Genomic DNA, 25,571 nt, shown 5'->3' with positions numbered 1-25,571 from the left:
CCGCCGCAACGGTTTTGGCGCGTGCGTCCTCAGCCGAGCAGGGCGGAGCGGACGGCGGCGTGGAGCCGCTGGTGCACCGCGCGCAGCTCGTCCCGGTTCGCACGCACCTCGACGACGCGCAGGCCGGGTTTCGGCCGCAGCGTCTCGCGGAGTTCGGCGTGGCCCGGCACCTGGACGTGCTCGACCCCGTGCGCCGCGCACAGCCGGCCCAGGTCGGTGCCGTGCGGCGTGCCGAAGACGCGGTCGAAGGAGTCGCTGTGCTCCGGACCGCCCTGCTCCAGCAAGCTGAAGATGCCCCCGCCGTCGTCGTTGAACACCACGATCGTCAGGTCCGGCCGCTGCTCGTACGGGCCGAGCACCAGACCGTTGCTGTCGTGCAGGAACGTCAGGTCGCCCAGCAGCGCGTACGTCGGGCCGCCGTGCCCGGCGGCCGCGCCGAGCGCCGTGGACACGGTCCCGTCGATGCCTGCCGCACCGCGGTTGCGGTGCACCAGCACGTCGGGCCGCTGCCGCGCGGCGAGCGCGACGTCCCGGCTCGGGTTCGACGACCCGAGCACCAGCAGCGAGTTCTCCGGCAGGGCATCGACCACCTCGCGGGCCACCGCCGGGCCGTTCGGCCACCGCTCCAGGTCGAGGGCGGCGTGCAGCGCGGCAGAGGCCTTCTGGTCGGCCTGCTGCCAGGCCGTCAGCCACTGCGGGTCAACGGGTCCGGGCCCTTCGGAGTCGACCCCGAAGGTCTCGGCGACCTCGCGCACGTTGTGCGCGGGCGCGGGCCAGCCGATCCCGCCGTGCGCGAGCAGCACCTCCGTCCCGGAATCGGCGAGCAGCTGCTGGACCTGGCGGAACACCGTCGGGCGTCCCACGCACAGCACCTGCTCGGGCCGGTGCTCGCGGATGAACTCGGGCAAGTTGAGCAGCCACATCCCGGTGCTGATCGCAGCCGGTCCTGACACCCCGACGCCGCCGACCTCCGACAGCACGGGCCAGCCAACGCGCTCACCCCAGGCGCTCGCCTCCTCGGCACCCCAGTCGCCCACCAGCACCAGTCCACGACCGGACGTCAACCGCCCCAGCGAGCTCGGCGACGATCCGCGGTCGGCGACCTCGGTCCACCGCTCACCGCCCGGTCGTCCCTCCAGCGGCTCGAACCACTCGGTGTCGCCGTCGGGCACCAGGGGCTCGCGGAACGGCAGGTTGAGGTGCACCGGCCCGCCGCGCATGCCGCACGCCGCAGCCGCCCAGGCGCGGCACACCTGACTCCGCCAGTAGGCGTTCTGCCCGGAACGCGCCTCGGCCACGCCGAGCTCGTCGAACATCCGCACCTCGCTGCCGTACAGCCGGTGCTGGTCGATGGTCTGGTTCGCTCCCGCCGCCCGCAGCTCCGGGGGCCGGTCGGCCGTGATCACCAGCAGCGGCACTCCGGCGTGGTACGCCTCGCTGACCGCCGGGTGCAGGTTGCTCGCGGCGGTGCCGGAGGTGCAGAACACCGGAACCGGCTGCCGGGTGCGCGCGGCCAGGCCCAGGGCCAGGAAGCCGGCGCTGCGCTCGTCGATCCGCACGTGCAGCCTCAAACGCGCAGCGTGCGCGGCCCGGTGCAGAGCGTAGGCGAGAGGTGCGTTGCGCGACCCCGGGGCGAGCACCGCGTGGCGCACCCCGTTTCGGACGAGCTCGTCGACGATGACCTCAGCCTGGGCTGTGGACGGGTTCAACCGATCACCTCTGAAATCGCCTGGCGGACAACGGCGGAGGGTCCGCGGCTCCCTCCGTCGACGTCCACGCAAGCACCGGGCGGTCGCGGGGAGGACCCCGCGCCGAGCACTTGCGCCCCCTATTGTCCCAGGTGTGCAGAATCCCGTTGTCTCTGAGCTGTTCGATCCGAAGTTGTGGGAGCCCATCGAGGGCTTCGACTTCACCGACATCACCTATCACCGCTGCGTCGAGGACGGCCCCGGCAAGGGCACGGTGCGCATCGCCTTCGATCGCCCCGAGGTCCGCAACGCCTTCCGCCCGCACACCGTCGACGAGCTCTACCGCGCCCTGGACCACGCGCGGATGAGCAGCGACGTCGGCTGCGTGCTGATCACCGGAAACGGCCCGTCCGAGAAGGACGGCGGCTGGGCCTTCTGCTCCGGCGGGGACCAGCGCATCCGCGGTCGTTCCGGGTACCAGTACGCCGGTGGCGAGACCGCCGAGTCCGTCGACCCGGCACGTGCCGGCCGGCTGCACATCCTGGAGGTGCAGCGGCTGATCCGGTTCATGCCCAAGATCGTCATCGCGGTGGTCCCGGGCTGGGCCGCCGGCGGCGGGCACAGCCTGCACGTGGTGTGCGATCTCACCCTCGCCAGCGCCGAGCACGCCATGTTCAAGCAGACCGACGCCGACGTCGGCAGCTTCGACGGCGGCTTCGGGTCGGCGTACCTGGCGCGCCAGGTCGGGCAGAAGTTCGCCCGAGAGATCTTCTTCCTCGGACGCCCCTACACCGCCGAGCAGGCCCACCAGATGGGCATGGTCAACGAGGTCGTCCCGCACGCCGAACTGGAGGCCACCGCGTTGCAGTGGTCCCGGGAGATCAACGGCAAGTCCCCGACGGCGCAGCGCATGCTCAAGTACGCGTTCAACGCCATCGACGACGGGCTCGTCGGTCAGCAGCTCTTCGCCGGTGAAACCACCCGGCTCGCCTACATGACCGATGAGGCCGTCGAGGGCAGGGACGCGTTCCTGCAGAAGCGGGAACCCGACTGGTCCCCCTTCCCCTGGTACTTCTGAGACCTCCCACTCCTCTTCGGGCAGCACTCCGGACAGGAACAGCCCCGGCGGGCGTTCCTCCTCCGGTGCCTCCCGCGCGGGTCCGGCCGGGCCGGTGTCAGCACCGGCCCGCGGTCGGCCCTGCGGCGAACCCGACGACTGCTGCGGATGCGGCGGAGCCCCGGCGAAGACCGGGACGACCAGCACGAACACGAGAAACATCGCCTCCTCCTTCCGCTCACACCAAGAACATCGACCGGTTCTTTCGAACACTTGATCGCTCGAACAGGTGAGCTAGTGGCGAAGCTCTCGGGCCACCGGCGGAGTCGGCACCGGCTCCGGTACCGAGAATGGGTCTCATGCCGAAGCCCCGGGAACTCCAGCCGCTCCCAGTCCCCCCGGGGACCGGCGCGCTGGAAGTGCTGCCCGCGCTGCGCCGCGCGCTGGACGGTGAAGGCCCCGCGCTGCTGCCGGTCGCGGCCGACGCCCCCGGGCAGGCGCAGCACCTGATCGGGCCGCTGAACCCCGGCGAGGACGCCGAGCACGACCCGACGGCCCTGGTCATCGCCACCTCCGGCTCGACCGGCACCCCCAAGGGCGTGCTGCTGCCCGCCGGCTCGCTGCGCGCCTCGGCCGAGGCGACGCACCGCAGGCTCGGCGGGCCGGGCGAGTGGCTGCTGGCGATGCCCGCGCACCACGTCGCCGGAATCCAGGTCCTGGTCCGCGCGCTGATCGCGGGCACCACCCCGCGCGCGGTCGACACCGCCGACGGCTTCCGCCCGGATAACTTCGCCGCGGCGGCCCGCGAGCTGCCGGCTTCGGACCGCCCGCGCTACACGGCCCTGGTCCCGACCCAGCTGTCCCGGCTGCTCAACGACGGCGGCGAGGGCCTGGACGCCTTGCGCGGTTTCGACGCGGTGCTGCTCGGCGGCGCCGCCACCCCGCCCGCCCTGCTGGCCCGGGCGCGGGACAGCGGCGTCCGGGTGACCACCACCTACGGCATGAGCGAGACCTCCGGCGGCTGCGTCTACGACGGCGTGCCGCTGGACATCACCGAGGTCGACGTGGACGGCGAGCCGGGGCCGATCCGGCTCGCCGGGCCCATGCTCGCCAGGGGTTACCGCAACCAGCCGGACGCCGCCGCCTTCGCGGGCGGCTGGTTCCGCACGGGCGACCTCGGTCGCTTCGCCGACGGCCGGCTGGAAGTCCTCGGACGCGCCGACGACATGATCATCACCGGCGGGGAGAAGGTCGCGCCGCTGCCGGTCGAGCGGGTCCTGGCCGAGCAGCCGGGCGTCCACGAGGTCTGCGTGCTGGGCGTTCCCGACCCGGAGTGGGGGCAGGCGGTGGTGGCGGCCGTCGTGGCCGATCCCGCCGCCCGGCCGGACGAGGAGGCCCTGCGCGCCGCCGTTCGCGAACGCCTCGGCGCCGTGGCCACCCCGAAGCGCATCGCGCTGGTGGACGAGCTGCCGCTGCGCGGCCCCGGCAAACCGGACCGGCGCGCGCTCGCCGAGCAGCTGACCTGCTAGCCGAGGGACTTGCCGCGTGAGCGAAGATGAGGCTCATGGCGACTGTCGCGCAATGGATCGAGGGTGCCCGTCTGCGCACCTTCCCGAATGCGATCGCGCCGGTGCTGGCCGGGTCCGGCGCCGCCGCGGGAGTGGACGAGTTCGACCCGCTGATCGCGCTGCTGGCGCTGGCCGTCTCGGTCAGCCTGATCATCGGGGTGAACTTCGCCAACGACTACTCCGACGGCATCCGCGGCACCGATGACTCCCGCGTCGGCCCGTTCCGCCTCGTCGGCTCGCGTTCCGCGCGGCCGGGCGCGGTGCGCAACGCGGCCTTCGCGTGCTTCGGCGTGGCGGCGGTGGCCGGGCTCGGCGTGGTCGCGCTGAGCGGTCAGTGGTGGATGCTGGCGATCGGCGCCCTGTGCATCGCGGGCGCCTGGTTCTACACCGGCGGCAGCAAGCCCTACGGCTACGCCGGGATGGGCGAGCTCGCGGTCTTCGTGTTCTTCGGCCTGATCGCCGTGCTCGGCACGATGTTCGTGCAGGCCGGGACGGTCTCGGGCTTCGGCATCGGTGCCGCCGTGGGCGTCGGCGCGCTGTCCTGCGCCGTCCTGGTGGCCAACAACCTCCGCGACATCCCCTCCGACCGGGTCACGGGCAAGCGGACCCTCGCCGTCATGCTCGGCGACCGCGACACCCGCACGCTCTACACCGCCCTGGCGCTGGTCCCGTTCGTGATCACGGTTCTGATCGGCCTGCGCAACTCCTGGGTGCTGCTGGGCTTCCTGGCGCTGCCCCTGCTGCTCATCCCGCTGCGGGCGGTCGTGCGCGGAGCCACCGGCCGCTACCTGATCCCGGCGGTCCGGGACACCGGGTTCGCGATGCTGGCCTGGGGCGCCATCACGGGTCTGGCGCTGGCCTTCGGCTGACGCGGTGGTGTCCCGCGGCGGGCGCACCGCTGCGGGACACCGCTCGATCAGGCGTGGGTCTTGCGCGTTCCCAGGCCGAACACGCCGACCGCGAGGAACGGCGCGACGGCGACCACCGCGACGCCGAGCTGCGCGATCCGGTTCTTGGTGGCGAGCTCGTAGACGGTCACCTGCGACCCGGTGCGGATCCGCACGGGCGTGGTGCAGGTCATCTTCGCCGAACCGGAGAACCAGGGCGTGATCCGGTTGACCTGGTACCGGCTCTCGGCGCGGTAGCTGGTCACGTCGCGCGCCTCACCGCGTTCGGGCACGACGTGGCAGACCGCCGTCTTCTTGTCCGAGCTGGTGATCATCATCGGCTCGCCGTCCCACGTGTGGGCCGGTCCCGAAGAACCCGACGCGGTCGTGGACTTGGCCAGCGAGGTACCGCTGAACATGGCCATCCCGAGGAGCACCGCGGCGATCAGGCCGACCAGCACCGCCCATCCGATGGTGATGCCGAGCAACGTCGTGCGGTTCATCGTCGTTCGATCCCCCTCACCGCAGGAACGAGTCCGGCGGCTCGTCGTCGTAACCGGCGTCAGCGGGCCGGTTCGGGTCGTGGGCGATGACGGTCGCGGCGTCGTAGCCCGCGTCGAGCATCTCCTTGGCCTGCTGCATGTTCCGCACGCTCGCGGCGAAGGCCGCGCGCACCGATTCGTCGCGGAACGCGGTGCCGTCGGCGACCTCGCGCCAGCTGCACTCGCCGTCGTTGACGCGGCGCTGGAACGCGGCGATCTCCGCGGGCGCGTTGCCGTTGCGGACGTGCTGCTGGATCTCCTCGATCCGCCCGTCGGTGAGCTTCACCTCCGGCAGCTCGGCTTCGAACCTGGTCGCCTCGGCCAGCGCCTGCTCGGCCTGGCGCATCCGCTCCTCGACCATCTCCTCGGCCGCGCGGACTTCCGGTGTCTTCCAGTCCTGACTCATCGCAGCCCCCCGCTCAGATGCTTCCCGCCGCGGTCCGGACGCCTGCGGCGGAGTGCCGCACGCCGGTCGCCGAGCCGCGCGCCCCGGAGGTCGCCTCGGTGACGGCCGTGATGTCGTCCTTGGCCTGGATCCCGACGTTGACCACGTCGCCGAGGCTGTTGGCGTCGGTGATCTTGGCTAGGTTGGTGCCCGCTCCCCTGATGGAGTCGACCAGCTGGACCACCGAGTCGTACATCTGCCGCAGGGCCTCGAAGAGCTCCAGCACCGCCAGCACGATCTCGACGCACTTCTCGACGTTGCGCACCACGTTCGCCCAGCCGGCGACCGGGATCCAGCCGGTGGACGCCGTCTCGATGAGCCGGTCGACCAGCTTCTTGATCAGCTCCAGCGCCTTGTCGGTCATCCGGCGGGACATCTCGGCGGCTTTCTGGAAGCCCTGACCGACGAGCTGCGCCAGCATCGCGTCGCCTTCGAGCGCGACGGTCCAGGTGCTCACCAGCAGCGTCTCGAAGGCGACGGCACCGGAGCCGTCCCAGCTCTCCCGCAGGTCGCTGATGCCCTGGTTGAGGTTGTTGCGGACCGCGCGCAGGGCCTCGCCGATCTGGTTCCACGCCTCGGCGTTGGCCTCGATCTTGGAGAAGTCCCCGGTGATCGGCGAGATCAGCTGCTCGATCAGGTTCTCGCCGGTGACCTGCTCGTAGACCCAGTTGACCGCCTGCACCTGCCAGCCGGCGTCCTCGACGGCCTGCTGCAACGAGTCCTGGTCGCTCTTGCTCGGATCCGCTTCGAGCAGGGCCAGCGGGTCCTCGGCGTCGTCGTACGAAGCCACTTCCCGCCCCCTCAGACCTTGATCTCGTCGAGATCGGACTGGATCTTCTGGAGCGAGAGGACGACCTTCCGCTCGATCTCCTCGTACTCCGAGGCGGTTTCGGCGAGGTCTTCCCTCACCTTCCGCAGCGCCGAATGCGCCAGCTGGAGCGTTTCCCCGTAGAGCGCGGTGACCGCCTCCACGGCCGGGACCAGCACCACCATCAAGCCGGTGAAACCGCTGGTGTCGGACGCGGTGCTCTCGGCCCACTCGCCGATCTTCTTGAAATGCCCGGTGTTTCGTTCGAGAAGTCCCTCGAAGCCGTTGAGCTCCGACGGGATCACCCGCAGATTCCCCGCCATCCCACCCCCTCTGCTCGCCGTCCGGGGAGTGCGTTGACGAACCCGCGCGCAACGAAGACCGCATCCGGGCGGCGACGCGGTGATCTCGTCGGCTCGTCCGGGCGATGTCACGCGCTCGGCCCCACGCGCGTGCGAACTCCCCCAGTCGCGAGAATTCGAACCGATCCGGTCAGACCGCGAACGAGCTTCCGGCGAAGCGTTACGAGTTGGAGATCTTCCTCGTCACGCGACCACGGCGGGCAGCACGTACTGGGCGACGTCCGAAGCGATGCGGCACTGGTCGGTGTCGGCCTGGTCGGCGATCACCACGATCTGCAGGGTGGCTCCCGCGACGGGGGCGTAGACGGTGCAGCCGTCGGCCCGCAGGACCTGCGTGCCGCGAACGGCCCCCAGCTCGACCTCCTCGGTCCCCAGGTCGGCGAAACCGGGGGCCTGAGCTCCGATGAGCACTTCCCGCCCGCCGCTGCGGTCGGGGAACCCGCAGCCGCGCACCGAGGGTTGGATCCCCACCTCGCGCGCCCGCCCGGGCTCGACCTCGAAGGCCAGGGCCGCGATCTCGTCCGGCCGGACCAGGCCGCACAGCTCCTGCGCCGACATCGATCCCAGCATCCGCCGCTGCTCCGGCGGAACGTCGCGGGTGATCGACGGTGCCGTGCTGGTCGCCGTGGACTCCTCGGAGGTGGTGGGCTGCGAGGACGGCGGGCTGGGCACCACCTGCTGCACGGCGGTGCAGCCGGTCAGTGCGGCGCTGCAGAGCACCGCGCTGATCAGCAGGCGCTTGGCGACCACCGGACCTCCTCCCACGCAAGATCGTCGACGTGCGGCCCTAGTCTGCCTGGAACTCGCCGGTGCTGTGGAAGTGGTCCAGGATCTTGCGCGGCGCCTCGAGGTCCATGCCCCGCTCGGCGACCCAGCGGTCGTCGAAGTAGGTGTTGGTGTAGCGCTCGCCGCCGTCGCAGAGCAGCGTGACGATGCTGCCCTCGCGGCCCTCGGCGAGCATCTGGGAGATCAGCGCGAACACGCCCCACAGGTTGGTCCCGGTCGAGCCGCCGACGCGGCGTCCGAGGACCTGCTCGGTGCAGCGGATGGTCGCGATGGAGGCGGCGTCCGGGACCTTGATCATCCGGTCGATGGCCTGCCCGATGAACGACGGTTCCACCCTGGGCCTGCCGATGCCCTCGATGAGCGAGCCGGAATCGCTGGTGAGCGAGGGATCGCTGTCGCGCCAGGCTTCGAAGAACACCGAGCGCTGCGGGTCGACGACGGCCAACCGGGTCCCGAGCCTGCGGTAGCGCAGGTAGCGGCCGATGGTGGCGCTGGTGCCGCCGGTGCCCGCGCCGACGACGATCCAGGCAGGTTCCGGGTGCGGTTCGAGCGCGAGCTGCTCGAAGATCGACTCGGCGATGTTGTTGTTGCCCCGCCAGTCGGTGGCGCGTTCGGCGTTGGTGAACTGGTCCATGAAGTGGCCGCCGAGCTCGGAGGCCAGCCGCCGGGACTCGGAGTAGATCGCGCCGGGCTCGTCGACGAAGTGGCAGCGACCGCCCTGCCACTCGATGAGCGCGACCTTCTCGCCGCTGGTGGACCGGGGCATCACCGCGATGAACGGCAGTCCGAGCAGTCGGGCGAAGTAGGCCTCCGAGACCGCCGTCGATCCGGACGAAGCCTCGATCACCGGTGTGTTCTCGGTCACCCAGCCGTTGCAGATGGCGTAGAGGAACAGCGAACGGGCGAGCCGGTGCTTGAGCGAACCGGTCGGATGTGTTGACTCGTCCTTGAGGTAGAGGTCGATCCCCCACTCGGCGGGCAGCGGGTACCGCAACAAGTGGGTGTCGGCGCTGCGGTTCGCGTCGGCCTCGATGATCCGGACGGCCTCGCTGGTCCAGGCCCGCGTGCGCTCGCAGGAGCGGTCGATGTCGCTGGTCATTCGGCATCCGCCGGGGCGTCGCCGCGCAGTTGGGCGCGCAGCTGCTCACGGCGTTCGCGGCGGTCCGCGGTGCGCTCGGCCATGCCCACCGCGACGCGGCGCCGGAGCTTGCCGAAGACCAGCAGCGACAGCGGCATGACCACGACGACAGACACCGCGATGGCGACCAGGACCGGCACCTGGGCCAGCATCAGCAGCACCGCCACGACCGCGACCAGGCCGAACCGGGCCGCGGTGTAGAGCGCGAGGTCGCGGGCCAGGTTGGGCTTGACCTCGGACGTCTCGCCGGTCGGCTGCTCAGGGCCCGCTCCGGAGGTCGCGGCGACCGCGGTTTCGGGCTCGTCGGTTCTCGTCTCCTGCTGTTCCCGCACGTCATCCAGGGTAGAGCACCCTCGGGAACGATCGGCCCGGCGTCCGGGGACCGCAGGTCGGAGCGCCCGAAGCGCCGTTTTCGTCCCTTACCTTCCCTTTACCTAAACCCAAACGTTCGAGTACCTGACCCCTGAGGTGCCACGATTGCGACCGGAATGCCCGAATACCAGTTATCGCAAAAAGTGGAGGTCACACGTGACCGCGTCGACTCAGCAGCCTCGCCAGAACGGTCAGGAGCAGCTCCTCACCCCGGGTGAGGTCGCGGCGCTCTTCCGGGTCGACCCCAAGACCGTGACCCGATGGGCGACCGCCGGCCGGATCGGTTCGATCCGCACCCCCGGTGGCCACCGTCGCTTCCGCGAGTCTGAGGTCCGCACCCTGCTGGCCGAGCTGACCAACGATGTGAACCGCACCGCCTGACCGACCGGTCCGGCAGCGGCGACCATCTCGAAGCGGCGCGGAAGTCAACGCGGCGGTGCGCAGGCCCACTTGCCAAACCCCTCGTGGTGAGTGCCCCGGGCACCGCGGCAGGCGCCGGAGGAAGCAGTCGCAACAGCCGAGAATCGCTGCACCAAGTCGAAGATCGCTGGGCGGCCGGCCGATGACGACCGCCGTCCCTGGTGACACCTCGCACGTCCGCGAGGCGTCACCAGGGACCCCGCTCGAACCGGACACCTCCGGACAAAGACACCGCCGGCTCTGATTGGCTAGTGTCGTAAGCGGAACGGTTGGAGGTGGCCACGATGATCTATGCCCTCGCCGCCATTGGCGCGCTCACCATCGCTGTGCTGATGTGGAAGGCGTTCGGCCCGCAGGTCGCCGCACCGCGCGCCCGCAGAGCCCCGGTCGCCCCCGACGACGACCCGGAATTCCTCCGCAAGATCGCCGAAGAACAACGCAAGAACAAGCGCCCGACGGACGAAGACGGCGGCCTCAAGTAACCAAGCCCAACCCCGTCAAGCAGCCCGAGCCCGTCAGGCAAGCGGGGAAGCCGCTTTCTCGGTACCCCGAGCAAGCAACAGGCACCGCCGCGGGTTCTCAGACGTCTTCTGGTGAGGACAGCCGCAGCGCCGCGTATCCGTTAATACTCAAGTCGCGGATCCCGGAGCCAGAAGGCGTCTGAGGTTCCGCTACCCGCACCGCTGAGCAACCCGGCCACGGAGTCTTACGACTGAGCCTGACGCCCAGGGGCGTGGGGGAAGTCGTCGGCGACCATTGCTGCTAGTTCCAGCAACGCCATCCGCGTCGGAGCCGCCAGCTGGTCGAGTTCGACTTCCGCGCCTTCTTCGAGGTGCGGGTCGAACGGGATGCGGGAGACGGCCCGGCAGCGGGACGCGAAGTGGGCGCCGAGCTTGTCCACGTCGACCTTGCCGGATGCGGGTCGCACGGAGTTGATGACGGCGACGGAGCGAGAGACCAGGTCGCCGTAGCCGTGGGCGTCGAGCCAGTCCAAAGTGGCCGATGCGCTGCGGGCGCCGTCGATCGAGCTGGAGGAGACGATCACCAGCGAGTCGGCGACGTCCAGCACGCCCTTCATGGCCGAGTGCATGAGGCCGGTGCCGCAGTCGGTGAGCACCACGTTGTAGAAGTGCTCCAACAGCGTCACGGTGCGCCGGTAGTCGTCTTCGCTGAACGCCTCGGAGACGGCCGGATCCTGCTCGCTGGCGAGGATTTCCAGTCGGCTCGGGCCTTGCGAGGTGTAGGAGCGGACGTCGCTGTAGCGGCGGATCCGGTGCGCGTCGCGCAGCAGGTGCCGGACGGTCGCGGTGGTCTCCAGCGGGATCTTCTGGCTCAGCGTGCCGCGGTCCGGGTTGGCGTCGACGGCGATGACGCGGTCGCCGCGCAGCGAGGCGAAGGTCGCGCCGAGCGTGGCGGTCGCGGTGGTCTTGCCGACGCCGCCCTTGAGGCTGAGCATCGCGATCTTGTAGCAGCCCTGCAGCGGCTGGTTGATCCGCGTGATGAGCTCGCGGCGTCGCCGGTCGGTCGGTCCTTCGCCGAGGTTGACCGTCTTGCCGCTGGCCATGTAGACGGCCTTGCGCCAGCCGGACTGCGGCGGCCGCTTGGTCTGCCGCAGCAGCTGCGCGGACGACAGGTCGGCGTTCGGCTGCGGCTGCTGGTGACCGGGCTGCTGCGGGCCGGGCTGCTGGGGCGGCTGCTGCGGGTACGGCTGGCCGGTCGGGAACGGTCCGGACGGACCGCCCGAGACGGGCGCGTACGGGCTCACCGGAACCGGCCCGGAGCCGCCCTCGGTGACCTGGTGGGGACCCGAGACCTGGTGCGGGCCCGAGACCTGGTGGGGACCGGACTGGGTCCCCGGGTAACCGGGCCACGGCTGCTGCTGCGGGTGCGGACCTGACTGGGACGGGTCGGGGTACACCGGCGCTCCGCTCGGGTAGTACGGCTGCGGGGTGTCCGCGACCGGGTAAGGGCCGGACACGTCGGGCTGCGACGGGTCCACGTACGACGGTTCGGGGTGCTCGGGAACCGGCTTGGGCTGGTGCGGCCGCGTCTCCGGGTCGGTGTAGGAGCCGTTGCCGCTCTTGCTCCCGGCCTCGGTGCCGGCCGGGCCGTCGGCCTGCGGGGAGACGGCACCGACGTCCCGCCTCGTCTCGGGCTCTTCGTACTGTCCCGTCACCGTCGCCGTCCCTCCAACGTTCGAGCCGAGCTGTGCAGCGCTTGCGCACAGCAACCTAAACCCACACATACCCCCTAGTCACCATAGGTGGCAGGTAGGCGCCGCGGGTTTCTCAGGTCACCAAACGCGATTCACGCCACGGCTGCGAGCCGAACGCGCCGTCGCACTCCTGCGAACGCCGGATCGAGTGCTGCTCACAGCCCGGCGTAGGAGTGCAGACCCGTGACGACGAGGTTGACGAAGAACAGGTTGAAGATCATCACGGCCAGGCCGAGGACGTTGATCCACGCCGAGCGCACCCCGCGCCAGCCCGCGGTCGCGCGCGCGTGCAGGTAGGCGGCGTAGACGATCCAGGCGATGAACGCGCAGGTCTCCTTGGGGTCCCAGCCCCAGAAGCGGCCCCACGCGGCCTCCGCCCAGATGGCACCGGCGACGATCGCGAAGGTCCACACCGGGAAGATGATCACGGTGGCGCGGTAGGCCATCCGGTCCAGCGCCTGGCTGGTGGGCAGCCGCGAACCGAACTTGGCCATCTTCAGCGGGTTGTTCTCGTACCGGCAGCGCAGCAGGTAGAGGACGCTGGCGACACCGGCGAACAGCAGCGCGCCGCTGGAGACGATCGCGGCGGCGACGTGGATGACGATCCAGTACGACTGCAGCGCCGGCTGCAGCGGCGCGGCTTCGGCGTAGAGCACGGTGCCGGACAGGAACAGCAGCAGCGTCACCGGCAGCATCAGGAATCCGCCGAGGCCGCGCAGCTGGGCCGGGGTGGCTTCGCGGCGGGCGTTGCGCAGCTGCCGGAACAGCACGATCAGCCAGGCCACCACGGCCGCCAGGCAGATCGCCGAGCCGAACTCGTACATGTTGCCCCACGGCACGCGACCCGTGGCCAGACCGCGGGTCAGCAGGGAACCGAAGTGCACCAGCGCGCCGAGCACGGTCATCGACACGGCCATGCCGCCGAGCCGCTCGGCCAGCGGCCGCTTGGGCTGCGCCGGGACGTGGCCGACGACGTCCTTGGCCTCGGACGACTTCTCCGCGCCCACCAGGGCGGCTTCGCGGGTGCGGGCCGCGGTGGCGACCCTGCCGTAGGCGAACTCGCCGAAGTACAGCAGCATCGCCGCGATGTAGATGACCACCGAGGTGGCGTAGGCCATGTCGCTGTAGTTCGACAGCGTCTCGTTGACCGGCATCAGCTCTTCCTTTCGCGCGCGGTCCCAGCGTCCGCGCGGGGCTGGGGCGAGTGGTCGACATCCGCACCGAGCAGGTCATCGGCGATCCGGGCGAACTCCTCGCCGTACCCGGCCTGGTCGGTGCGGGCGAGCCCGCCGACCTCGACAACGGTACGCGCGGCGGGGCTTTCGCCGGTTTCCGGGTGCGGAGCAGCCCGCACCCAGATGCGGCGGCGCTTGACGATCAGCGAGGTGCCGAGTCCGAAGATGATGAGCACCGCGAAGGCCAGCACCGATGTCTGGAACGGGTCGTGCGAGACCTGCAGGTTCGCCCAGCGCTCGACTCCGTCGAAGCGGACCGTGGTGCCGTCGTCGAGGCGGATCTCCTCGCCGACGCGGACGTTCTCGCGGGCGACCCGGTTGAGCCTGCCCTGCTCGACCATCGACTGGTCGACACCGAAGATCGACTGCCCGCGTCCGGAGTCCAGGCCCAGGTCGCCGCGCATCACGTCGATGGCCGCGGTCGGGTCCAGCAGGTCGGGGAACCCGGAGCTGAGGATCTTGCCGTCGAACGCCGCGGTCGGCGCGAACAGACCGGTGATGGCCAGCTGGCTCTGCCTGCGCTGCACCTCGTCGGTGACGCCGGGCTGGTCGAACTTGGTGGCGCCCTGCGAGAGCATCGTCTGCGGCGACATCGGCTGCCACTGCACGAGGCTGGTGCGCTGCTGGCCGTCCGGCCAGGTCACGGTGAACCGGGGCGCGTAGCCGTTGCCGGTCAGGTAGATCCGGTCTCCGGCGGTGCGCAGCGGGTGGTTGACCTGCAGCGTGTAGGGCTGCCAGGTGTTGGTCTCCAGGCCCTCCCCGGACTGGTACTGCATGCCCACGCGGTAGTTGGCCACCTGGCCGTTGGGCTGGTAGTCGACGTCGAAGTCGTCGACCTTGACGCAGAACGGGGACAGCTGGGTGCCGTCGACCGACAGTCCCGCGCGGAACGAGTCGTAGTTGTAGGTGCCGGAGTTGCAGAACTCGGAGCCGTCGGCGACCACGATGACCTGGCCCTCGTAGCCGTAGAGCTTGCCGCCCGCGAGCCCGATCAGCAGCCCGACCAGCGCGAAGTGGAACACGAGGTTGCCGACCTCGCGGAGGAATCCGCGCTCGGCGCTGATCGACCGGGCTCCGTCGGCCTCGGTGTGCTCGACCATCCGCCAGCCGCGCAGCCGGGTCTTGGCCGCGGCGATGGCCTCGTCGACCGAGGTGTCGTCGAGCGTCTTCTCCGCGTGGTGCGGCAGCCGGCCCAGGTTGCGCGGGGTGCGGACCGGCTTGCTGCGCCACTGCTTGTAGTACTCCCAGCAGCGCGGCAGCAGGCAGCCGATCAGCGAGATGAACAGCAGCACGTAGATCGAGGCGAACCAGACCGAGCTGAAGACCTCGAACATGCCGATCTTGTCCAGCAGCGGCGCGATGTCTGGGTGCTGCTGGAAGTACTTGTCCACTTCGGACCGGTTCAGCGAGCGCTGCGGGATCAGCGCGCCCGGCAGGGCCGCCATGGCCAGCAAGAACAGCAGCACCAGCGCGGTGCGCATGGACGTCAGCCCGCGCCAGGTGTTGCGCAGGAATGCGAGGGCGGTCGTGAGGTGGTCGCGCATCAGATCGGCGTCTCGAATCCGGCGATCGGGCCACGAAGCATCGAGATCAGCTCTCCCCACAAACCGGTGACGAGCAGTAGGCCCACCACCACCAGCAGCACTCCACCCGCGATCTGGATCGCGCGGCCGCGCCGCCGCAGCCAGCCCGCGCTGCGCACCGCCCAGCGGGCGCCGAGCGCCAGCAGCACGAACGGGACGCCGAGGCCGACGCAGTAGGCGAGCACCAGCAGGATTCCGCGCAGCGCGGTGCCGGTGTCCACATCGGTTCCGGCGGCGACCGAGATGACGCCCACCAGGGTCGGTCCCAGGCACGGGGTCCAGCCGAGGCCGAACACCGCGCCGAGCAGCGGCGCGCCCCACACCCCGGCGCGCGGCACGCGGTGCACGCGCACGTCGCGCTGCAGGGCGGGGATCAGGCCGAGGAACACCAGGCCCATCGCGACCGTGACGACGCCGCCGATGCGCTGCAGCAGCAGCTCGTTGGTCAGCAGCGCGTCGGACACCCCGAGCAGCAACAGCGCTCCGGCCGCGAACACGACGCTGAAACCGGCCACGAACAGCAGCGCGGCTCCGGCGACCCGCCAGCGACCGCGCCGGTTCTCCTCGGCTTCGGCTTCATCGACCGGCGGCGAGTCGGCGCCCACGACACCGGCGAGGTACGCCAGGTAGCCGGGCACCAGCGGGACCACGCAGGGCGAGGCGAAGCTGATCGCCCCGGCGAGCGCCGCGATCGCCGCCGCGAACAACAGCGGTCCGGACGCGGCGAGCTCGGTGGGGTTCACGCTTCGAGGGTAGGAAAGCCGACGTCGCCCTCACGCACCGGGCTCGGTGAACCAGCCCACGAACCCCCAGGTGAACGCGATGCCCAGGCACGAACCCCGCACCAGCAGGACCTTGGTCCCACCCATTCCAGGACCAACGACCACAACCGGGAGGCACAAGTCACAGCCAAACGTCAGGCAACCGGCCAAGCCCGTTTCTCAGCACCCAACCACCGTCAGGCAACCGGCGAAGCCGGTTTCGCAGTACCCCACCTGAGCAACCCGCACCGCCGCGGGTTCTGACACGTCTTCTGGGGAGGACAGCCGTAGCGCCGTGTATTGGACATACATCAGTCTCGGATCCCGGAGCCAGAAGACGTGTCAGGTTCCGCTTCCCGCACCGCTGAGCAGAGAGACCACTGAGCAGTTGCAGTAAACCCGGCCGACCACTGACAGATCCCCGAAAGGACCGCGCAGGTTCAGCTACCGCAAAGGAAACCTACGCAGGCTCGGCAGCGATCTTCTGCACCTCGGGGAGCAGTTCGCTCTCGAGCATCTCGGTCAGGAAGATCGCCGCGACCCGGTGCTGCCGGTCGAGGACGATGGTGGCCGGGACGGTGCTGCGCGGGAACTGGCGCAGCGAGAGCAGCGTGCGACCTGCCGGGTCGAAGATCGACGGGTAGCTCAGGCCGCGGTCTCGGTGGAAGTCCGCTGCCGCGCTCTGGTTGTCCCGCACGTCGATGCCCAGCACCTGCACGCCCTGCGGACCGAGCTTGTCCTGCACGGCCTGCAGGTCGTCGGCTTCGGAGCGGCACGGGCCGCACCAGGAGCCCCAGATGTTGAGCACGACGACCTGGCCCTGGAAGTCCTGGATCCCCAGCTGCTTCCCGGGGTTGAGCAGGTCGTCGCCGGAGAGGTGGCTGATCCGGCCCCGCTCGCCGGCCGGGTAGAAGATGCGCGTCTGCCCGCCGGGCGAGACGAAGGTGAACTCGCCGCCCGCCTTGTTGGAGTCGTCGCCCTCGGTGGCGCAGCCACCGACCATCGCCAGCACGGCCGTGATCAGGCCGAGCCGCACCAGAAGCTTCCTCATGCGCCCGTCACTCTCGGATCGGTGCCACCTGCGGGCTCGACGTAGGCCACCCGCACCAGCTGTTCGCCGCGGAACACCAGCGTCGTCACCGACGCCAGCGAGCACTCCCTGCGGCGGGGGTCGTGCCACATCGGCTTGCCCTCGACGTAGCGGCGCAGCGTCCAGATCGGCAGCTGGTGCGAGACGCACACCGCTTCCCGACCGGCCGCCGCGGCACGCGCGCGGTGCGCGGCGCCGAGCATCCGGTGGGCGATCTCCAGGTAGGGCTCGCCCCAGGAGGGCGCGAACGGGTTCCACAGCTTCGGCCAGTGCCGGGGTGAGCGCAGCGCGCCGTCGCCGACGGAGACCTTGAGGCCTTCGAAGCGGTTGTCGGCTTCGATGAGCCGGTCGTCGGTGGCCACGTCGACCTGGAACATCGCGCCCAGCGGGCGGGCGGTCTCCTGGGCGCGCTGCAGCGGCGAGGAGATCACGCGGGCGATGTCGTGGCCGGAGAGGAACTCCGCGACGAGCTTGGCCTGCTGCTCGCCCTTGTCGGACAGCCGGTAGCCGGGGAGCCGGCCGTAGAGGATGCCCTCCGGGTTGTGCACCTCGCCGTGGCGGAGGAAGTGCACGAGGGTCTTCTCAGCCTGGGGTTCGGTCATTTCGACGCCTCCGGGGCGGTCGCGGCGGCGGCCGCGCGCGCGGCGTGCGGCAGGGCGTCGGCGATCTGCTCGAACGCGGCGTCGTCCATGGCGGCGTTGACGAACCAGGTCTCGAAGGCGCTCGGCGGCGGGTAGATGCCGCGCGCGAGCAGCTCGTGGAAGAAGGCGGGGAAGCGCCAGGTCTGCTGGGCCTGGGCCTGCTCGTAGTCGTGCACCGGGTTCTCGCTGAAGAAGATGCTGAGCATGTTGCCCGCCGAGGCGATCTGGTGGACCACGCCTTCGGCGTTCAGCGCGGACCCGATGAGCTCGCGGAGCCGGTCGGCGTTGCGGTCCAGGGCCGCGTAGACCGAGGCGTCGGCGGCGCGGAGGTTCGCCAGGCCGGAGGCGACGGCGATCGGGTTCCCGGCGAGCGTGCCCGCCTGGTAGACGGGGCCGGTCGGCGCGAGGCGCGACATGACGTCGGCGCGACCGCCGAAGGCGGCGGCGGGCAGTCCACCGGACATGACCTTGCCGAAGGTGTAGAGGTCGCCGGCGACGCCGTCGATGCCGAACCAGCCGGCGGCGGAGACGCGGAAGCCGGTCATCACCTCGTCCATGATGAGCAGTGCGCCGTTAGCGCTGGTCAGCTCCTTGAGTCCGGCGTTGAAGCCGGGCAGCGGCGCGACCGTGCCCATGTTGCCGGCGGCGGCCTCGGTGATCACGCAGGCGATCTCGTCGCCCTGCTCGGCGAAGACCTGCCGCACGGCTTCGAGGTCGTTGTAGGGCAGCACGAGCGTGTCGGCGGCCTGCGCGCCGGTGACGCCCGGCGAGGTCGGCAGGCCGAGCGTGGCGACGCCCGAACCGGCGCTGGCCAGCAGCGCGTCCACGTGACCGTGGTAGCAGCCGGCGAACTTGACGATCTTCTGCTTGCCGGTGAAGGCGCGGGCGAGCCGCACGGCGCTCATCGTCGCCTCGGTCCCGGAGTTGACCAGGCGGACCTGCTCGACGGGCTCGACGCGGTCGATGATCTCCTGCGCCAGGTCGATCTCACCGGTGCCGGGGGTGCCGAAGGACGTGCCGTGCACGGCCGTGTCCCGCACCGCGGCGACGACGTCGGGGTGGGCGTGCCCGTTGATCATCGGGCCCCAGGACGACACCAGGTCGACGTAGCGGTTGTCGTCGGCGTCCCAGAGGTAGGCGCCCTCGCCGCGCACCATGAACCGCGGCGTGCCGCCGACGGACTGGAAGGCGCGGACCGGGGAGTTGACGCCGCCGGGCGTCACCGCCTGCGCACGCTCGAACAGCTGCCGCGACTGCGGAGCCGGATCGTCGTGCCGGGTCGAAGCGGAGTTCGCAGAAGCTGTCACGCCCCCCAGTTTGACACTCCCCGCGCTGTGGCCGGGCGCACACCGTTTCGAGGAACGTCCAGCGGTCACCGCGCGTGGCGGTGCGGGCTCAGCACCCGCACGTGGAGCAGCGGCTCCCCGGCAGCAGAGGGCTAGTCACCCGCTCGGATGGCGAGGCCGATCTGGCGGAGGGCGTCGATGAGCAGCAGCCCGGCGAAGGTGGCGGCGATGACGGCGCCCGAGAGCCAGCTGCCGATGGAGCGGGTCACCACGTCCACGGCGCCTCGCGGTCCGGGCAGGTAGATGGTCACCACGCCGCGGTGCCACGCCCACCACGCGAGCAGCACCAGCGCTACCGCGGCGACCAGTTCGAGGCCGGCCACGGCCGCGCGCCACGGCTGGTTCAGCCGGCCACCCGCGCGCACCGGTTCGGCGTCGCCGTCGAGCTTCGGCCCGCTCGCGGGCCACGGTTCGGCAGTCGTCACGGCGGACAGCGTCTCACACGTCGCGGGCGTCGAGGACCGCGCTGATCCGGTCGGTGCGCTCGGCGTGCCGGGCCGCGTCGTGGGAGAGGTGACCGAGCAGCCGGTAGATGCGCTCGTGGTACTCGGGCAGGTCGAGGTAGAAGATCGGCTCGTGGTGCATGACGCGGTTGCGAAAGTCGAGCATGCCCATGAAGTCGTGGTGCAGCGCGTTGCGCGGTCCCGTGTAGTGGGGGAACGCGCGATGCGCCGCGGGGACCCAGATCTGCCGGTCGTGGGTGCGGCTGAGCAGCGAGACCCAGAACCCGAAGGTCAGCTCGGCGACCACGTCATCGGGGGTGTGCTCGGCCCGGCGTTCGATCTTGCGGCGAGCGCGGCCGATCTTGAACTTGGCGTTGTCGGCCAGCTGCGCCGCCTTCCACCAGTCGTCCCGGCCGAAGCGCTCCCGCAGCCGGTGGTGCAGGGCGTTGCGCAGGGACACCTCCAGCCAGTGCAGCGGGCCGTAGAAGGCCGCCGAGACCTGCACGTTCCAGTCGTAGAGCCGGACCGCGACGTCGACGTCGCCCCCGGCCTTCTTGAGGTAGCGGTCGAAGCGCGATTCCGACAGGAGCTCCCGCACCCAACCGGGGAGCTCGACGTCGTCCCTGGTCATGGGGTTTTCCTTTCGACCGCTGTGGATCTCGTGCTAGAGTGGACGGCGTAGGCCCCGGGTCCGCCTCTGCTTCGCGCATGCCGCCCGGGGCACTTTGCTGCCTAGAGCTCCGACGAGCGCTTCTCGACGAGCTTCGCGAGTTCGGCCGACAGCTCCTCGTGGTCCTTGGCCCAGGCCAGCACCACGGTGTCGTCGGTCAGCCGCAGCGGGATCTCGCCGGTGCCCTTCGGGACGGTCCAGCTGCCGCCCAGCACGCGCGCCCCGACGGGCGCTCCCACGTCGCTGACCTCGGCGATCGTCTCGACGGCGAGGGTCTCCCTGCCGAGCACCAGTTCGGACGTGGTCAGGCGCACCGCGAGCAGCCGCCGCCTGCCGTAGACCCAGATGACGGCGCAGACGGCGAGCGCGAGGCCGACCAGGATCCACATCGCGACGTGCTGCGGGCCGAGCGTCAGCTGCTCGGCGAGAAGCCCCAGCAGCGCGAAGGCCGGGCCCCACAGCACGGGCCACCAGCTGCTGCCGCGTTCGGAGTACACCACCGGATCGCTCATCGCTCACCCGTCAGGAAGTCGGAGCTCTGCTGCGCCCACATCAATACGGTTCCGGCGAGGCCGAGCACAAGGAGCAGGACGGGGATTCCGAAACCTGCACCCGAAACGACCATCAGCACCGCGTGCACGGCGGCGAACGCGGTGAGCACGAACCGCGCCCACCCCTGGCGGCGGAACACCAGCGCGCCCAGCGCCAGGTAGATCACCGCCATGACGACCCCGACGACGGTGTTGACCAGCAGCAACCGGCCTTGGACGGCGGGATCGAACCAGGCCAGCCCGGTCTCCAGCAGGAGCAGCAGGGCCACGACCCACCACAGGACGACCGCGATGCGCAGCGGTTTCGGCGGCGCCATCAGTACCGTCGGTTCGACGCGTCGAAGTAGGCGTTGGACTTCGCCGTGAAGACCAGCACCACGAAGGCGACCGTGCCGACCACGCCCAGCCCGCCCTGCACGTAGCTCAGCGCGTAGTAGCCGCCGGGCAGCGCCTCGGACTCGCTCAGACCGGTCGCCATGCCGCCGGAGGCCAGGGTGCCGATGCTCGACATCGCCCAGAACGCGGCGAAGATCGTCAGGGTGACCCGCGCCCAGTTGCGGCCTGCCCGCAGCTTGAAGCCGAAGGTGATCCACAGGCCGGTCAGGATCAGGTAGAAGATCGTCAGGAAGACGAAGAAGACCATCATCACGCCGTTGACCGCGGACGTCATCTCCGCGGTGACGTCGTCCGCGCTCCCGCCGATCGAGTCCTGCACCCAGCCCTGCAGCACCAGGTAGCTGACCACGTTGAGCACGGTCACCAGCAGCGGGAGCACCACGGCGATCCAGAACGCGGTCTCGACCGTCGCGGGCCGTTGCGGCACGGCCATCTCGTGGACGGGCACCGGCGGCGCGCTGAAGGGGTTCTGCGAGTAGGGCTGGTATCCGCCGGGCTGCTGCTGCGGAAAACCGCCGGAAGGAGTCTCCGACTGCGGGTATCCACCCTGCTGCCAAGGATTCTGCGGGAAGTTCACGCACGAACCCTAGAAACCAGCCGATACCCCTGTCCACCGGTTCAGGTCAAGTACCGCGAAGAGGACGTTCACATCACCACCCCGCTCCGGCGAGCGGAGCAACCGGGTGGGTCAGCGGGGCTGGAGGTACTGGTTCGAGGGAGCCAGGTAGGCGTAGACGATGGTGGCGGCGATCGTCGCGAGCTGGAGGACGGCGACGAGGGCCGTGCCGATCCCGCCGGCCGCGCCGCCGATGACGGTGGGGATCGTCAGCAGGAACCACAGCGCGCCGACCACGGTGATCACGATGCGCGCCCAGTTGCGGCCGTTGCGCATGAAGATCAGGAACATGATCCACAACCCGGCCAGGACCAGGCAGAACACCACGGCGATCGCGATCGTGACCTGGAACAGCGCACGGGCCTGGTCGAGGCTGAGCGCCGGCTGACCGGTCGCTCCCGCCTGGCCGAGGACCATCTGCAGCTCGGCGTCGCTGATCGTGGCGAACGCCAGCGCGAACATCACGAACCCGACGACCGGGCTGGCGATCCCCGCCCAGAACGCGTTGTCGATCGTGCGCGGGCGCTGCGACCCCGGCGACCGCTCCGGCGGTGGCGGCGGGGCGGCGCCGTACGGGTTGACTGCGTCTGGCGGCGTCACCAGGCCAGCCTAGGAACGGGCCGGGGCCGTGTCCACCGGACCGTCACCACACGTCACGAGGTGGTTGCGGACTCAAACCCCGGGACTCGCGGAAGAACCGGTTGGCCTCGGGCCGGTACATGAACACGATCGCCGCGACCTCGACCGCGGCCACCAGCACCGCGAACACCACGTCGACGACGCTCACGGTCATCCCGGTCAGCTGCTTGATCAGCTCCGGGCCGACCAGCGACACGGTCAGGACGGTGATCACGGCGTTGAACACGCCGAAACCGCCGAACACCGTGAGCGTGATCCGGCCCCAGTTGCGCCCTTCCAGCATCCGCTTGCACAGCAGCAGGTACACCATCAAGGTCAACGCCTTGAACATGAAGGTGAACATGATGCCGCTGTTCGCGGCGGCGTCCAGGTCGGTCTGGGTCATCTCGGGCTGCAGCTGGCGCAGCTCGCCGATCAGCCGCTGCCGGTCGAGGAGCTGGACGAACGCCTGCACCACGCCGACCAGGACGGCGCCGACCCACAGCCACCGCGCGATCTGCAGCGCCTGCGGCGGCTGCGGGGGTTCCGGCGGCGGAACCGGTCGGCCGAAGGCGTCCACCCGCTGCTCCAAGTCGGTCATGCGCGCGCGTCCTGCAACCACTGCGCGGCTTCGGTGGCCCAGTAGGTGAGCACGACGTCCGCTCCCGCGCGGCGGATCGAGGTCAGCGTCTCGAGAACGGTGCGCCGGCGTTCGAGCCAGCCGTTGGCCACCGCCGCCTCGACCATCGCGTACTCGCCGGACACCTGGTAGGCGGCGACCGGGACATCGGCCACGCCTGCGATGTCGCGCAGCACGTCCAGGTAGGACATGGCCGGCTTGACCATCACCATGTCCGCGCCCTCGGCCAGGTCCAGGTCCGCTTCGCGCAGGGCTTCGCGGCCGTTGGCCGGGTCCTGCTGGTAGGTCTTGCGGTCGCCCTTGAGCTGGGAGTCGACGGCCTCGCGGAACGGGCCGAAGAACGCCGAGGCGTACTTCGCGGAGTAGGCCATGATCGACACGTCGTCGAAGCCGGTGGCGTCCAGCGAATCCCGGATCACGCCGACCTGACCGTCCATCATGCCGCTGGGCCCGACCATGTGGGCGCCGGACTGCGCCTGCACCACGGCCATCTCACCGTAGATCTGCAGCGTGCGGTCGTTGTCGACGTTGCCGTCCTCGTCCAGCACGCCGCAGTGGCCGTGATCGGTGAACTCGTCCAGGCACAGGTCGGCCATCAGCACCGTGCTGTCGCCGACCTCGGAGCGCAGGTCGCGCAGCGCGACGTTGAGGATCCCGTCGGGATCGACCGCGCCGGACCCGTCGGCGTCGTGCTCCTCCGGCACGCCGAAGAGCATCAGCCCACCGACGCCCGCGCTGACCGCCTCGGCAGCGGCCTTCTTCAGCGAGTCGCGGGTGTGCTGCACGACCCCGGGCATCGACGTGATCGGCACCGGCTCGGAGGCGCCTTCGCGGACGAACATCGGCAGCACCAGGTGCCGCGGCTCCACGGAGGTCTCGGAAACCAGCCGACGCACCGCCGGGTTGCGGCGGAGTCGACGGGGACGGCTCGTCGGATACATAACAGCGGCTCCCCAAGCTGACTAGGCGGGGTGACTCCCCGAGCGTAACCACTCCGGAAATTCGGACTCCGGAGGCCTCACCCGACCGTGATCGCCCCCTCAACCCGAGGCGGTCATCGGAGCAGCGGTGCAGGTCGGCGGTGAGACGCCGAAGGGCGCCCGGACGTTGTGTCCTGGGCGCCCTTCGGGGTCTCGATCGGCTCTCGTCGCCGCGCCGGATCAGCTCCGGCGGGCGCGCTTGGCCTTGCGCGGGGGCGGCAGCGCGCCTTCCGCGCGGAGGCGGGCCGCGTGCGCCGCGAGGGCGTCGACCAGCTCCTCGACCCGGGGGGCCTCGGGCTGGACGTCGACCCGCAGGCCGAACTCCTTCGCCGTCTCGGCCGTGTTCGGGCCGATGCAGGCGACGAGCGTGCGGGCGTGCGGCTTGCCAGCGATGCCGACGAGGTTGCGGACCGTGGAGGACGAGGTGAAGCAGACGGCGTCGAAACCACCGGTCTTGATCATCTCGCGGGTCTCCGCGGGCGGCGGAGCGGCGCGGACGGTGCGGTAGGCCGTCACGTCGTCGACCTCCCAGCCGCGCTCCTGCAGCCCGGCCGACAGCGTCTCGGTGGCGATGTCGGCGCGCGGCAGCAGCACCCGGTCAACCGGGTCCAGTATGTCGTCGTGCGGCGGGAACTCCTGCAGCAAGCCCTCGCTCGACTGGTCGCCCGAGGGCAGCAGCTCCGGGATGATGCCGAAGGCGCGCACCTTCTCCGCGGTGGCCTCGCCGACGCAGGCGATCTTCACACCGGAGAACGCGCGGGCGTCCAGGCCGAACTCCGCGAACTTCTCCCACACCGCGCGGACCGCGTTCGCCGAGGTGAACACGACCCACTGGTAGCGGCCGTCGACCAGGCCCTTGACCGCGCGCTCCATCTGAGCGGGGCTGCGCGGCGGCTCCACGGAGATGGTCGGCACCTCGTGCGAGACCGCACCGTGCGACCACAACCGCTCGCTCAACACGCCGGCCTGCTCCTTGGTGCGCGGCACCAGGATCTTCCAGCCGTACAGGGCTCGGGACTCCCACCAGGACAGCTTGCCGCGCTCGGAGACGATGTCGCCGATCGTCACCACCAGGTGGCCCTGCAGCTCGCCGGCGTCGGCGGCCAGCGAGGCCAGCGTGGTGTCGATGGTGCGCTGCTGCACCGTGGTCCCGGACGCGGTCACCGCGACCGGGGTGGTCGCCGGACGGCCGTGCTCGACCAGCCGCGAGGCGGCTTCGGCGAGGTGGCTGCCCGTGGTGTGCAGCACCAGCGCGCCGGGCACACCGGCCAGCGCCGGCCAGTCGGCGTCGCCGCGGACGTCGACCTCGGTGTGCACCGCGCCCAGCGCGATGCCGGCGTAGGCCGGAACCGCGCTGCCGCCGGAAACACCGGGGATGACGTCGAACGGGGCCTCGGTCTTGGAGACCTCCTGCGTCTCGCGGACAACCGCGTCTGCGGTGAGCGGGTCACCGGCGACCAGGCGCACCACGTTGCGCCCGGTGTCGGCCTCGTTCACCAGGTCCTTGGCCACGTCGGAAGGGTCGCCGACGGCGGGGCGGACTTCCGCCCCCTCGGCGGCCATCGCGACGATGTCGGCGGGTACGTCCGGGTCGGTCACCAGCAGCGAAGCGCGGGCGATCACATCCCGGCCCCGAACGGTGAGAAGTCCCGCGTCACCGGGACCGGAACCCACGAAAGCAATCCGTCCGGGGGTCTTACGTGCTCGGGTCAT

29 protein-coding genes are annotated in these 25,571 nt (G+C 70.7%); 5 read left to right on the top strand and 24 right to left on the bottom strand.

Features of this window, described 5'->3' with window-relative positions:
• Nucleotides 1-29: 29 nt before the first annotated feature.
• Nucleotides 30-1,709, bottom strand: coding sequence for a 2-succinyl-5-enolpyruvyl-6-hydroxy-3-cyclohexene-1-carboxylic-acid synthase (menD, locus tag KBO27_RS02400; protein ID WP_210968325.1), 1,680 nt, complete (start codon nt 1,707-1,709; stop codon nt 30-32).
• Nucleotides 1,710-1,842: 133 nt separating this feature from the next.
• Here menD and KBO27_RS02395 point away from each other — a divergent pair, with 133 nt between their 5' ends.
• From KBO27_RS02395 to KBO27_RS02385, 3 genes are all read left to right on the top strand, one after another.
• The gene (locus KBO27_RS02395; protein WP_210968324.1) at nt 1,843-2,766 is read left to right on the top strand and encodes a 1,4-dihydroxy-2-naphthoyl-CoA synthase; all 924 of its coding nucleotides are present in this window, start codon (nt 1,843-1,845) and stop codon (nt 2,764-2,766) included.
• A 338-nt stretch (nt 2,767-3,104) separates the two neighbouring features.
• Nucleotides 3,105-4,274 (top strand): o-succinylbenzoate--CoA ligase, encoded by a 1,170-nt coding sequence (gene menE / locus KBO27_RS02390; protein ID WP_210968323.1) that lies wholly within the window; start codon nt 3,105-3,107, stop codon nt 4,272-4,274.
• A gap of 35 nt (nt 4,275-4,309) precedes the next feature.
• Nucleotides 4,310-5,182, top strand: a complete 873-nt coding sequence (locus tag KBO27_RS02385; protein ID WP_210968322.1) for a 1,4-dihydroxy-2-naphthoate polyprenyltransferase — start codon at nt 4,310-4,312, stop codon at nt 5,180-5,182.
• Between the two features lie 47 nt (nt 5,183-5,229).
• Here the strand turns inward: KBO27_RS02385 and KBO27_RS02380 are convergent, their stop codons facing one another.
• From KBO27_RS02380 to KBO27_RS02350, 7 genes are all read right to left on the bottom strand, one after another.
• Nucleotides 5,230-5,703: a hypothetical protein gene (locus tag KBO27_RS02380; protein WP_210968321.1), complete on the bottom strand. Its 474-nt coding sequence runs from the start codon at nt 5,701-5,703 to the stop codon at nt 5,230-5,232.
• Nucleotides 5,704-5,719: 16 nt separating this feature from the next.
• Nucleotides 5,720-6,148, bottom strand: coding sequence for a hypothetical protein (locus tag KBO27_RS02375; protein ID WP_210968320.1), 429 nt, complete (start codon nt 6,146-6,148; stop codon nt 5,720-5,722).
• A gap of 13 nt (nt 6,149-6,161) precedes the next feature.
• On the bottom strand, nt 6,162-6,977 hold the full coding sequence (locus KBO27_RS02370) for a WXG100 family type VII secretion target (RefSeq protein ID WP_307870202.1): 816 nt from the start codon (nt 6,975-6,977) through the stop codon (nt 6,162-6,164).
• An 11-nt stretch (nt 6,978-6,988) separates the two neighbouring features.
• Nucleotides 6,989-7,318, bottom strand: a complete 330-nt coding sequence (locus KBO27_RS02365; protein WP_210968319.1) for a hypothetical protein — start codon at nt 7,316-7,318, stop codon at nt 6,989-6,991.
• Between the two features lie 222 nt (nt 7,319-7,540).
• Complete coding sequence (locus KBO27_RS02360; protein WP_210968318.1) at nt 7,541-8,107, bottom strand: DUF3558 family protein; 567 nt, start codon at nt 8,105-8,107, stop codon at nt 7,541-7,543.
• 37 nt (nt 8,108-8,144) lie between these two features.
• On the bottom strand, nt 8,145-9,242 hold the full coding sequence (cds1, locus tag KBO27_RS02355; protein ID WP_210968317.1) for an L-cysteine desulfhydrase Cds1: 1,098 nt from the start codon (nt 9,240-9,242) through the stop codon (nt 8,145-8,147).
• Nucleotides 9,239-9,613, bottom strand: a complete 375-nt coding sequence (locus tag KBO27_RS02350; RefSeq protein ID WP_307870201.1) for a DUF4229 domain-containing protein — start codon at nt 9,611-9,613, stop codon at nt 9,239-9,241. The genes cds1 and KBO27_RS02350 overlap by 4 nt, the downstream gene beginning before the upstream one ends.
• 196 nt (nt 9,614-9,809) lie before the next feature.
• Between KBO27_RS02350 and KBO27_RS02345 the strand changes: the two genes are divergently transcribed.
• Together KBO27_RS02345 and KBO27_RS02340 are read left to right on the top strand one after the other, a co-directional pair.
• The gene (locus KBO27_RS02345; protein ID WP_093414319.1) at nt 9,810-10,034 is read left to right on the top strand and encodes a BldC family transcriptional regulator; all 225 of its coding nucleotides are present in this window, start codon (nt 9,810-9,812) and stop codon (nt 10,032-10,034) included.
• A 323-nt stretch (nt 10,035-10,357) separates the two neighbouring features.
• Entirely contained in the window at nt 10,358-10,555 is a 198-nt protein-coding gene (locus KBO27_RS02340) for a hypothetical protein (protein ID WP_210968316.1), read from the top strand.
• 224 nt (nt 10,556-10,779) lie between these two features.
• On the opposite strand, the gene KBO27_RS02335 is transcribed toward KBO27_RS02340, so the two are convergent.
• The 16 genes from KBO27_RS02335 to KBO27_RS02260 form a co-directional block, all read right to left on the bottom strand.
• Nucleotides 10,780-12,249: an AAA family ATPase gene (locus tag KBO27_RS02335; RefSeq protein ID WP_210968315.1), complete on the bottom strand. Its 1,470-nt coding sequence runs from the start codon at nt 12,247-12,249 to the stop codon at nt 10,780-10,782.
• A gap of 194 nt (nt 12,250-12,443) precedes the next feature.
• The gene (gene ccsB, locus KBO27_RS02330; RefSeq protein WP_132671811.1) at nt 12,444-13,442 is read right to left on the bottom strand and encodes a c-type cytochrome biogenesis protein CcsB; all 999 of its coding nucleotides are present in this window, start codon (nt 13,440-13,442) and stop codon (nt 12,444-12,446) included.
• Nucleotides 13,442-15,067 carry a cytochrome c biogenesis protein ResB gene (gene resB / locus KBO27_RS02325; RefSeq protein WP_210968314.1) on the bottom strand — a complete coding sequence of 542 codons (1,626 nt, stop codon included), beginning with the start codon at nt 15,065-15,067 and terminating at the stop codon, nt 13,442-13,444. Before resB ends, ccsB begins: the two co-directional genes overlap by 1 nt.
• Nucleotides 15,067-15,849 carry a cytochrome c biogenesis CcdA family protein gene (locus KBO27_RS02320; RefSeq protein ID WP_132671813.1) on the bottom strand — a complete coding sequence of 261 codons (783 nt, stop codon included), beginning with the start codon at nt 15,847-15,849 and terminating at the stop codon, nt 15,067-15,069. The genes resB and KBO27_RS02320 overlap by 1 nt, the downstream gene beginning before the upstream one ends.
• Before the next feature lie 478 nt (nt 15,850-16,327).
• The gene (locus tag KBO27_RS02315) at nt 16,328-16,918 is read right to left on the bottom strand and encodes a TlpA family protein disulfide reductase (protein ID WP_210968313.1); all 591 of its coding nucleotides are present in this window, start codon (nt 16,916-16,918) and stop codon (nt 16,328-16,330) included.
• Complete coding sequence (locus KBO27_RS02310; RefSeq protein ID WP_210968312.1) at nt 16,915-17,559, bottom strand: histidine phosphatase family protein; 645 nt, start codon at nt 17,557-17,559, stop codon at nt 16,915-16,917. The genes KBO27_RS02315 and KBO27_RS02310 overlap by 4 nt, the downstream gene beginning before the upstream one ends.
• The gene (gene hemL / locus KBO27_RS02305; protein ID WP_210968311.1) at nt 17,556-18,905 is read right to left on the bottom strand and encodes a glutamate-1-semialdehyde 2,1-aminomutase; all 1,350 of its coding nucleotides are present in this window, start codon (nt 18,903-18,905) and stop codon (nt 17,556-17,558) included. The genes KBO27_RS02310 and hemL overlap by 4 nt, the downstream gene beginning before the upstream one ends.
• A gap of 131 nt (nt 18,906-19,036) precedes the next feature.
• Nucleotides 19,037-19,369 (bottom strand): hypothetical protein, encoded by a 333-nt coding sequence (locus KBO27_RS02300; protein ID WP_210968310.1) that lies wholly within the window; start codon nt 19,367-19,369, stop codon nt 19,037-19,039.
• Between the two features lie 13 nt (nt 19,370-19,382).
• Nucleotides 19,383-20,018 (bottom strand): hypothetical protein, encoded by a 636-nt coding sequence (locus tag KBO27_RS02295; RefSeq protein ID WP_210968309.1) that lies wholly within the window; start codon nt 20,016-20,018, stop codon nt 19,383-19,385.
• 101 nt (nt 20,019-20,119) lie between these two features.
• Complete coding sequence (gene mce1N, locus KBO27_RS02290) at nt 20,120-20,569, bottom strand: transport-regulating membrane protein Mce1N (RefSeq protein ID WP_210968308.1); 450 nt, start codon at nt 20,567-20,569, stop codon at nt 20,120-20,122.
• Nucleotides 20,566-20,925 carry a hypothetical protein gene (locus KBO27_RS02285; protein WP_210968307.1) on the bottom strand — a complete coding sequence of 120 codons (360 nt, stop codon included), beginning with the start codon at nt 20,923-20,925 and terminating at the stop codon, nt 20,566-20,568. The genes mce1N and KBO27_RS02285 overlap by 4 nt, the downstream gene beginning before the upstream one ends.
• Nucleotides 20,925-21,581, bottom strand: coding sequence for a hypothetical protein (locus KBO27_RS02280; RefSeq protein WP_210968306.1), 657 nt, complete (start codon nt 21,579-21,581; stop codon nt 20,925-20,927). Before KBO27_RS02280 ends, KBO27_RS02285 begins: the two co-directional genes overlap by 1 nt.
• Before the next feature lie 111 nt (nt 21,582-21,692).
• Complete coding sequence (locus KBO27_RS02275; protein ID WP_210968305.1) at nt 21,693-22,220, bottom strand: hypothetical protein; 528 nt, start codon at nt 22,218-22,220, stop codon at nt 21,693-21,695.
• A 43-nt stretch (nt 22,221-22,263) separates the two neighbouring features.
• Nucleotides 22,264-22,839 carry a hypothetical protein gene (locus KBO27_RS02270; RefSeq protein ID WP_210968304.1) on the bottom strand — a complete coding sequence of 192 codons (576 nt, stop codon included), beginning with the start codon at nt 22,837-22,839 and terminating at the stop codon, nt 22,264-22,266.
• Nucleotides 22,836-23,819: a porphobilinogen synthase gene (hemB, locus tag KBO27_RS02265; protein ID WP_210968303.1), complete on the bottom strand. Its 984-nt coding sequence runs from the start codon at nt 23,817-23,819 to the stop codon at nt 22,836-22,838. Before hemB ends, KBO27_RS02270 begins: the two co-directional genes overlap by 4 nt.
• 219 nt (nt 23,820-24,038) lie before the next feature.
• Nucleotides 24,039-25,571 (bottom strand): bifunctional uroporphyrinogen-III C-methyltransferase/uroporphyrinogen-III synthase, encoded by a 1,533-nt coding sequence (locus KBO27_RS02260; protein ID WP_210968302.1) that lies wholly within the window; start codon nt 25,569-25,571, stop codon nt 24,039-24,041.

Source organism: Saccharopolyspora endophytica (assembly GCF_018070075.1).
Classification (GTDB): Bacteria; Actinomycetota; Actinomycetes; order Mycobacteriales; family Pseudonocardiaceae; genus Saccharopolyspora; species Saccharopolyspora endophytica.
Note: the sequence above shows the minus strand (reverse complement) of the source record. Positions and strands in the feature narration are given on the sequence as shown.

Coding starts and splice junctions, on each gene's coding strand:
- KBO27_RS02285 (WP_210968307.1), bottom strand. CDS start 20,925: ATGGCGCCGCCGAAACCGCTGCGCATCGCGGTCGTCCTGTGGTGGGTC.
- hemB (WP_210968303.1), bottom strand. CDS start 23,819: ATGTATCCGACGAGCCGTCCCCGTCGACTCCGCCGCAACCCGGCGGTG.
- resB (WP_210968314.1), bottom strand. CDS start 15,067: ATGCGCGACCACCTCACGACCGCCCTCGCATTCCTGCGCAACACCTGG.
- KBO27_RS02365 (WP_210968319.1), bottom strand. CDS start 7,318: ATGGCGGGGAATCTGCGGGTGATCCCGTCGGAGCTCAACGGCTTCGAG.
- KBO27_RS02340 (WP_210968316.1), top strand. CDS start 10,358: ATGATCTATGCCCTCGCCGCCATTGGCGCGCTCACCATCGCTGTGCTG.
- KBO27_RS02385 (WP_210968322.1), top strand. CDS start 4,310: ATGGCGACTGTCGCGCAATGGATCGAGGGTGCCCGTCTGCGCACCTTC.
- KBO27_RS02310 (WP_210968312.1), bottom strand. CDS start 17,559: ATGACCGAACCCCAGGCTGAGAAGACCCTCGTGCACTTCCTCCGCCAC.
- KBO27_RS02295 (WP_210968309.1), bottom strand. CDS start 20,018: ATGACCAGGGACGACGTCGAGCTCCCCGGTTGGGTGCGGGAGCTCCTG.
- KBO27_RS02260 (WP_210968302.1), bottom strand. CDS start 25,571: ATGACCCGAGCACGTAAGACCCCCGGACGGATTGCTTTCGTGGGTTCC.
- KBO27_RS02380 (WP_210968321.1), bottom strand. CDS start 5,703: ATGAACCGCACGACGTTGCTCGGCATCACCATCGGATGGGCGGTGCTG.
- KBO27_RS02375 (WP_210968320.1), bottom strand. CDS start 6,148: ATGAGTCAGGACTGGAAGACACCGGAAGTCCGCGCGGCCGAGGAGATG.
- ccsB (WP_132671811.1), bottom strand. CDS start 13,442: ATGCCGGTCAACGAGACGCTGTCGAACTACAGCGACATGGCCTACGCC.
- cds1 (WP_210968317.1), bottom strand. CDS start 9,242: ATGACCAGCGACATCGACCGCTCCTGCGAGCGCACGCGGGCCTGGACC.
- mce1N (WP_210968308.1), bottom strand. CDS start 20,569: ATGAGCGATCCGGTGGTGTACTCCGAACGCGGCAGCAGCTGGTGGCCC.
- KBO27_RS02270 (WP_210968304.1), bottom strand. CDS start 22,839: ATGACCGACTTGGAGCAGCGGGTGGACGCCTTCGGCCGACCGGTTCCG.
- KBO27_RS02315 (WP_210968313.1), bottom strand. CDS start 16,918: ATGAGGAAGCTTCTGGTGCGGCTCGGCCTGATCACGGCCGTGCTGGCG.
- menE (WP_210968323.1), top strand. CDS start 3,105: ATGCCGAAGCCCCGGGAACTCCAGCCGCTCCCAGTCCCCCCGGGGACC.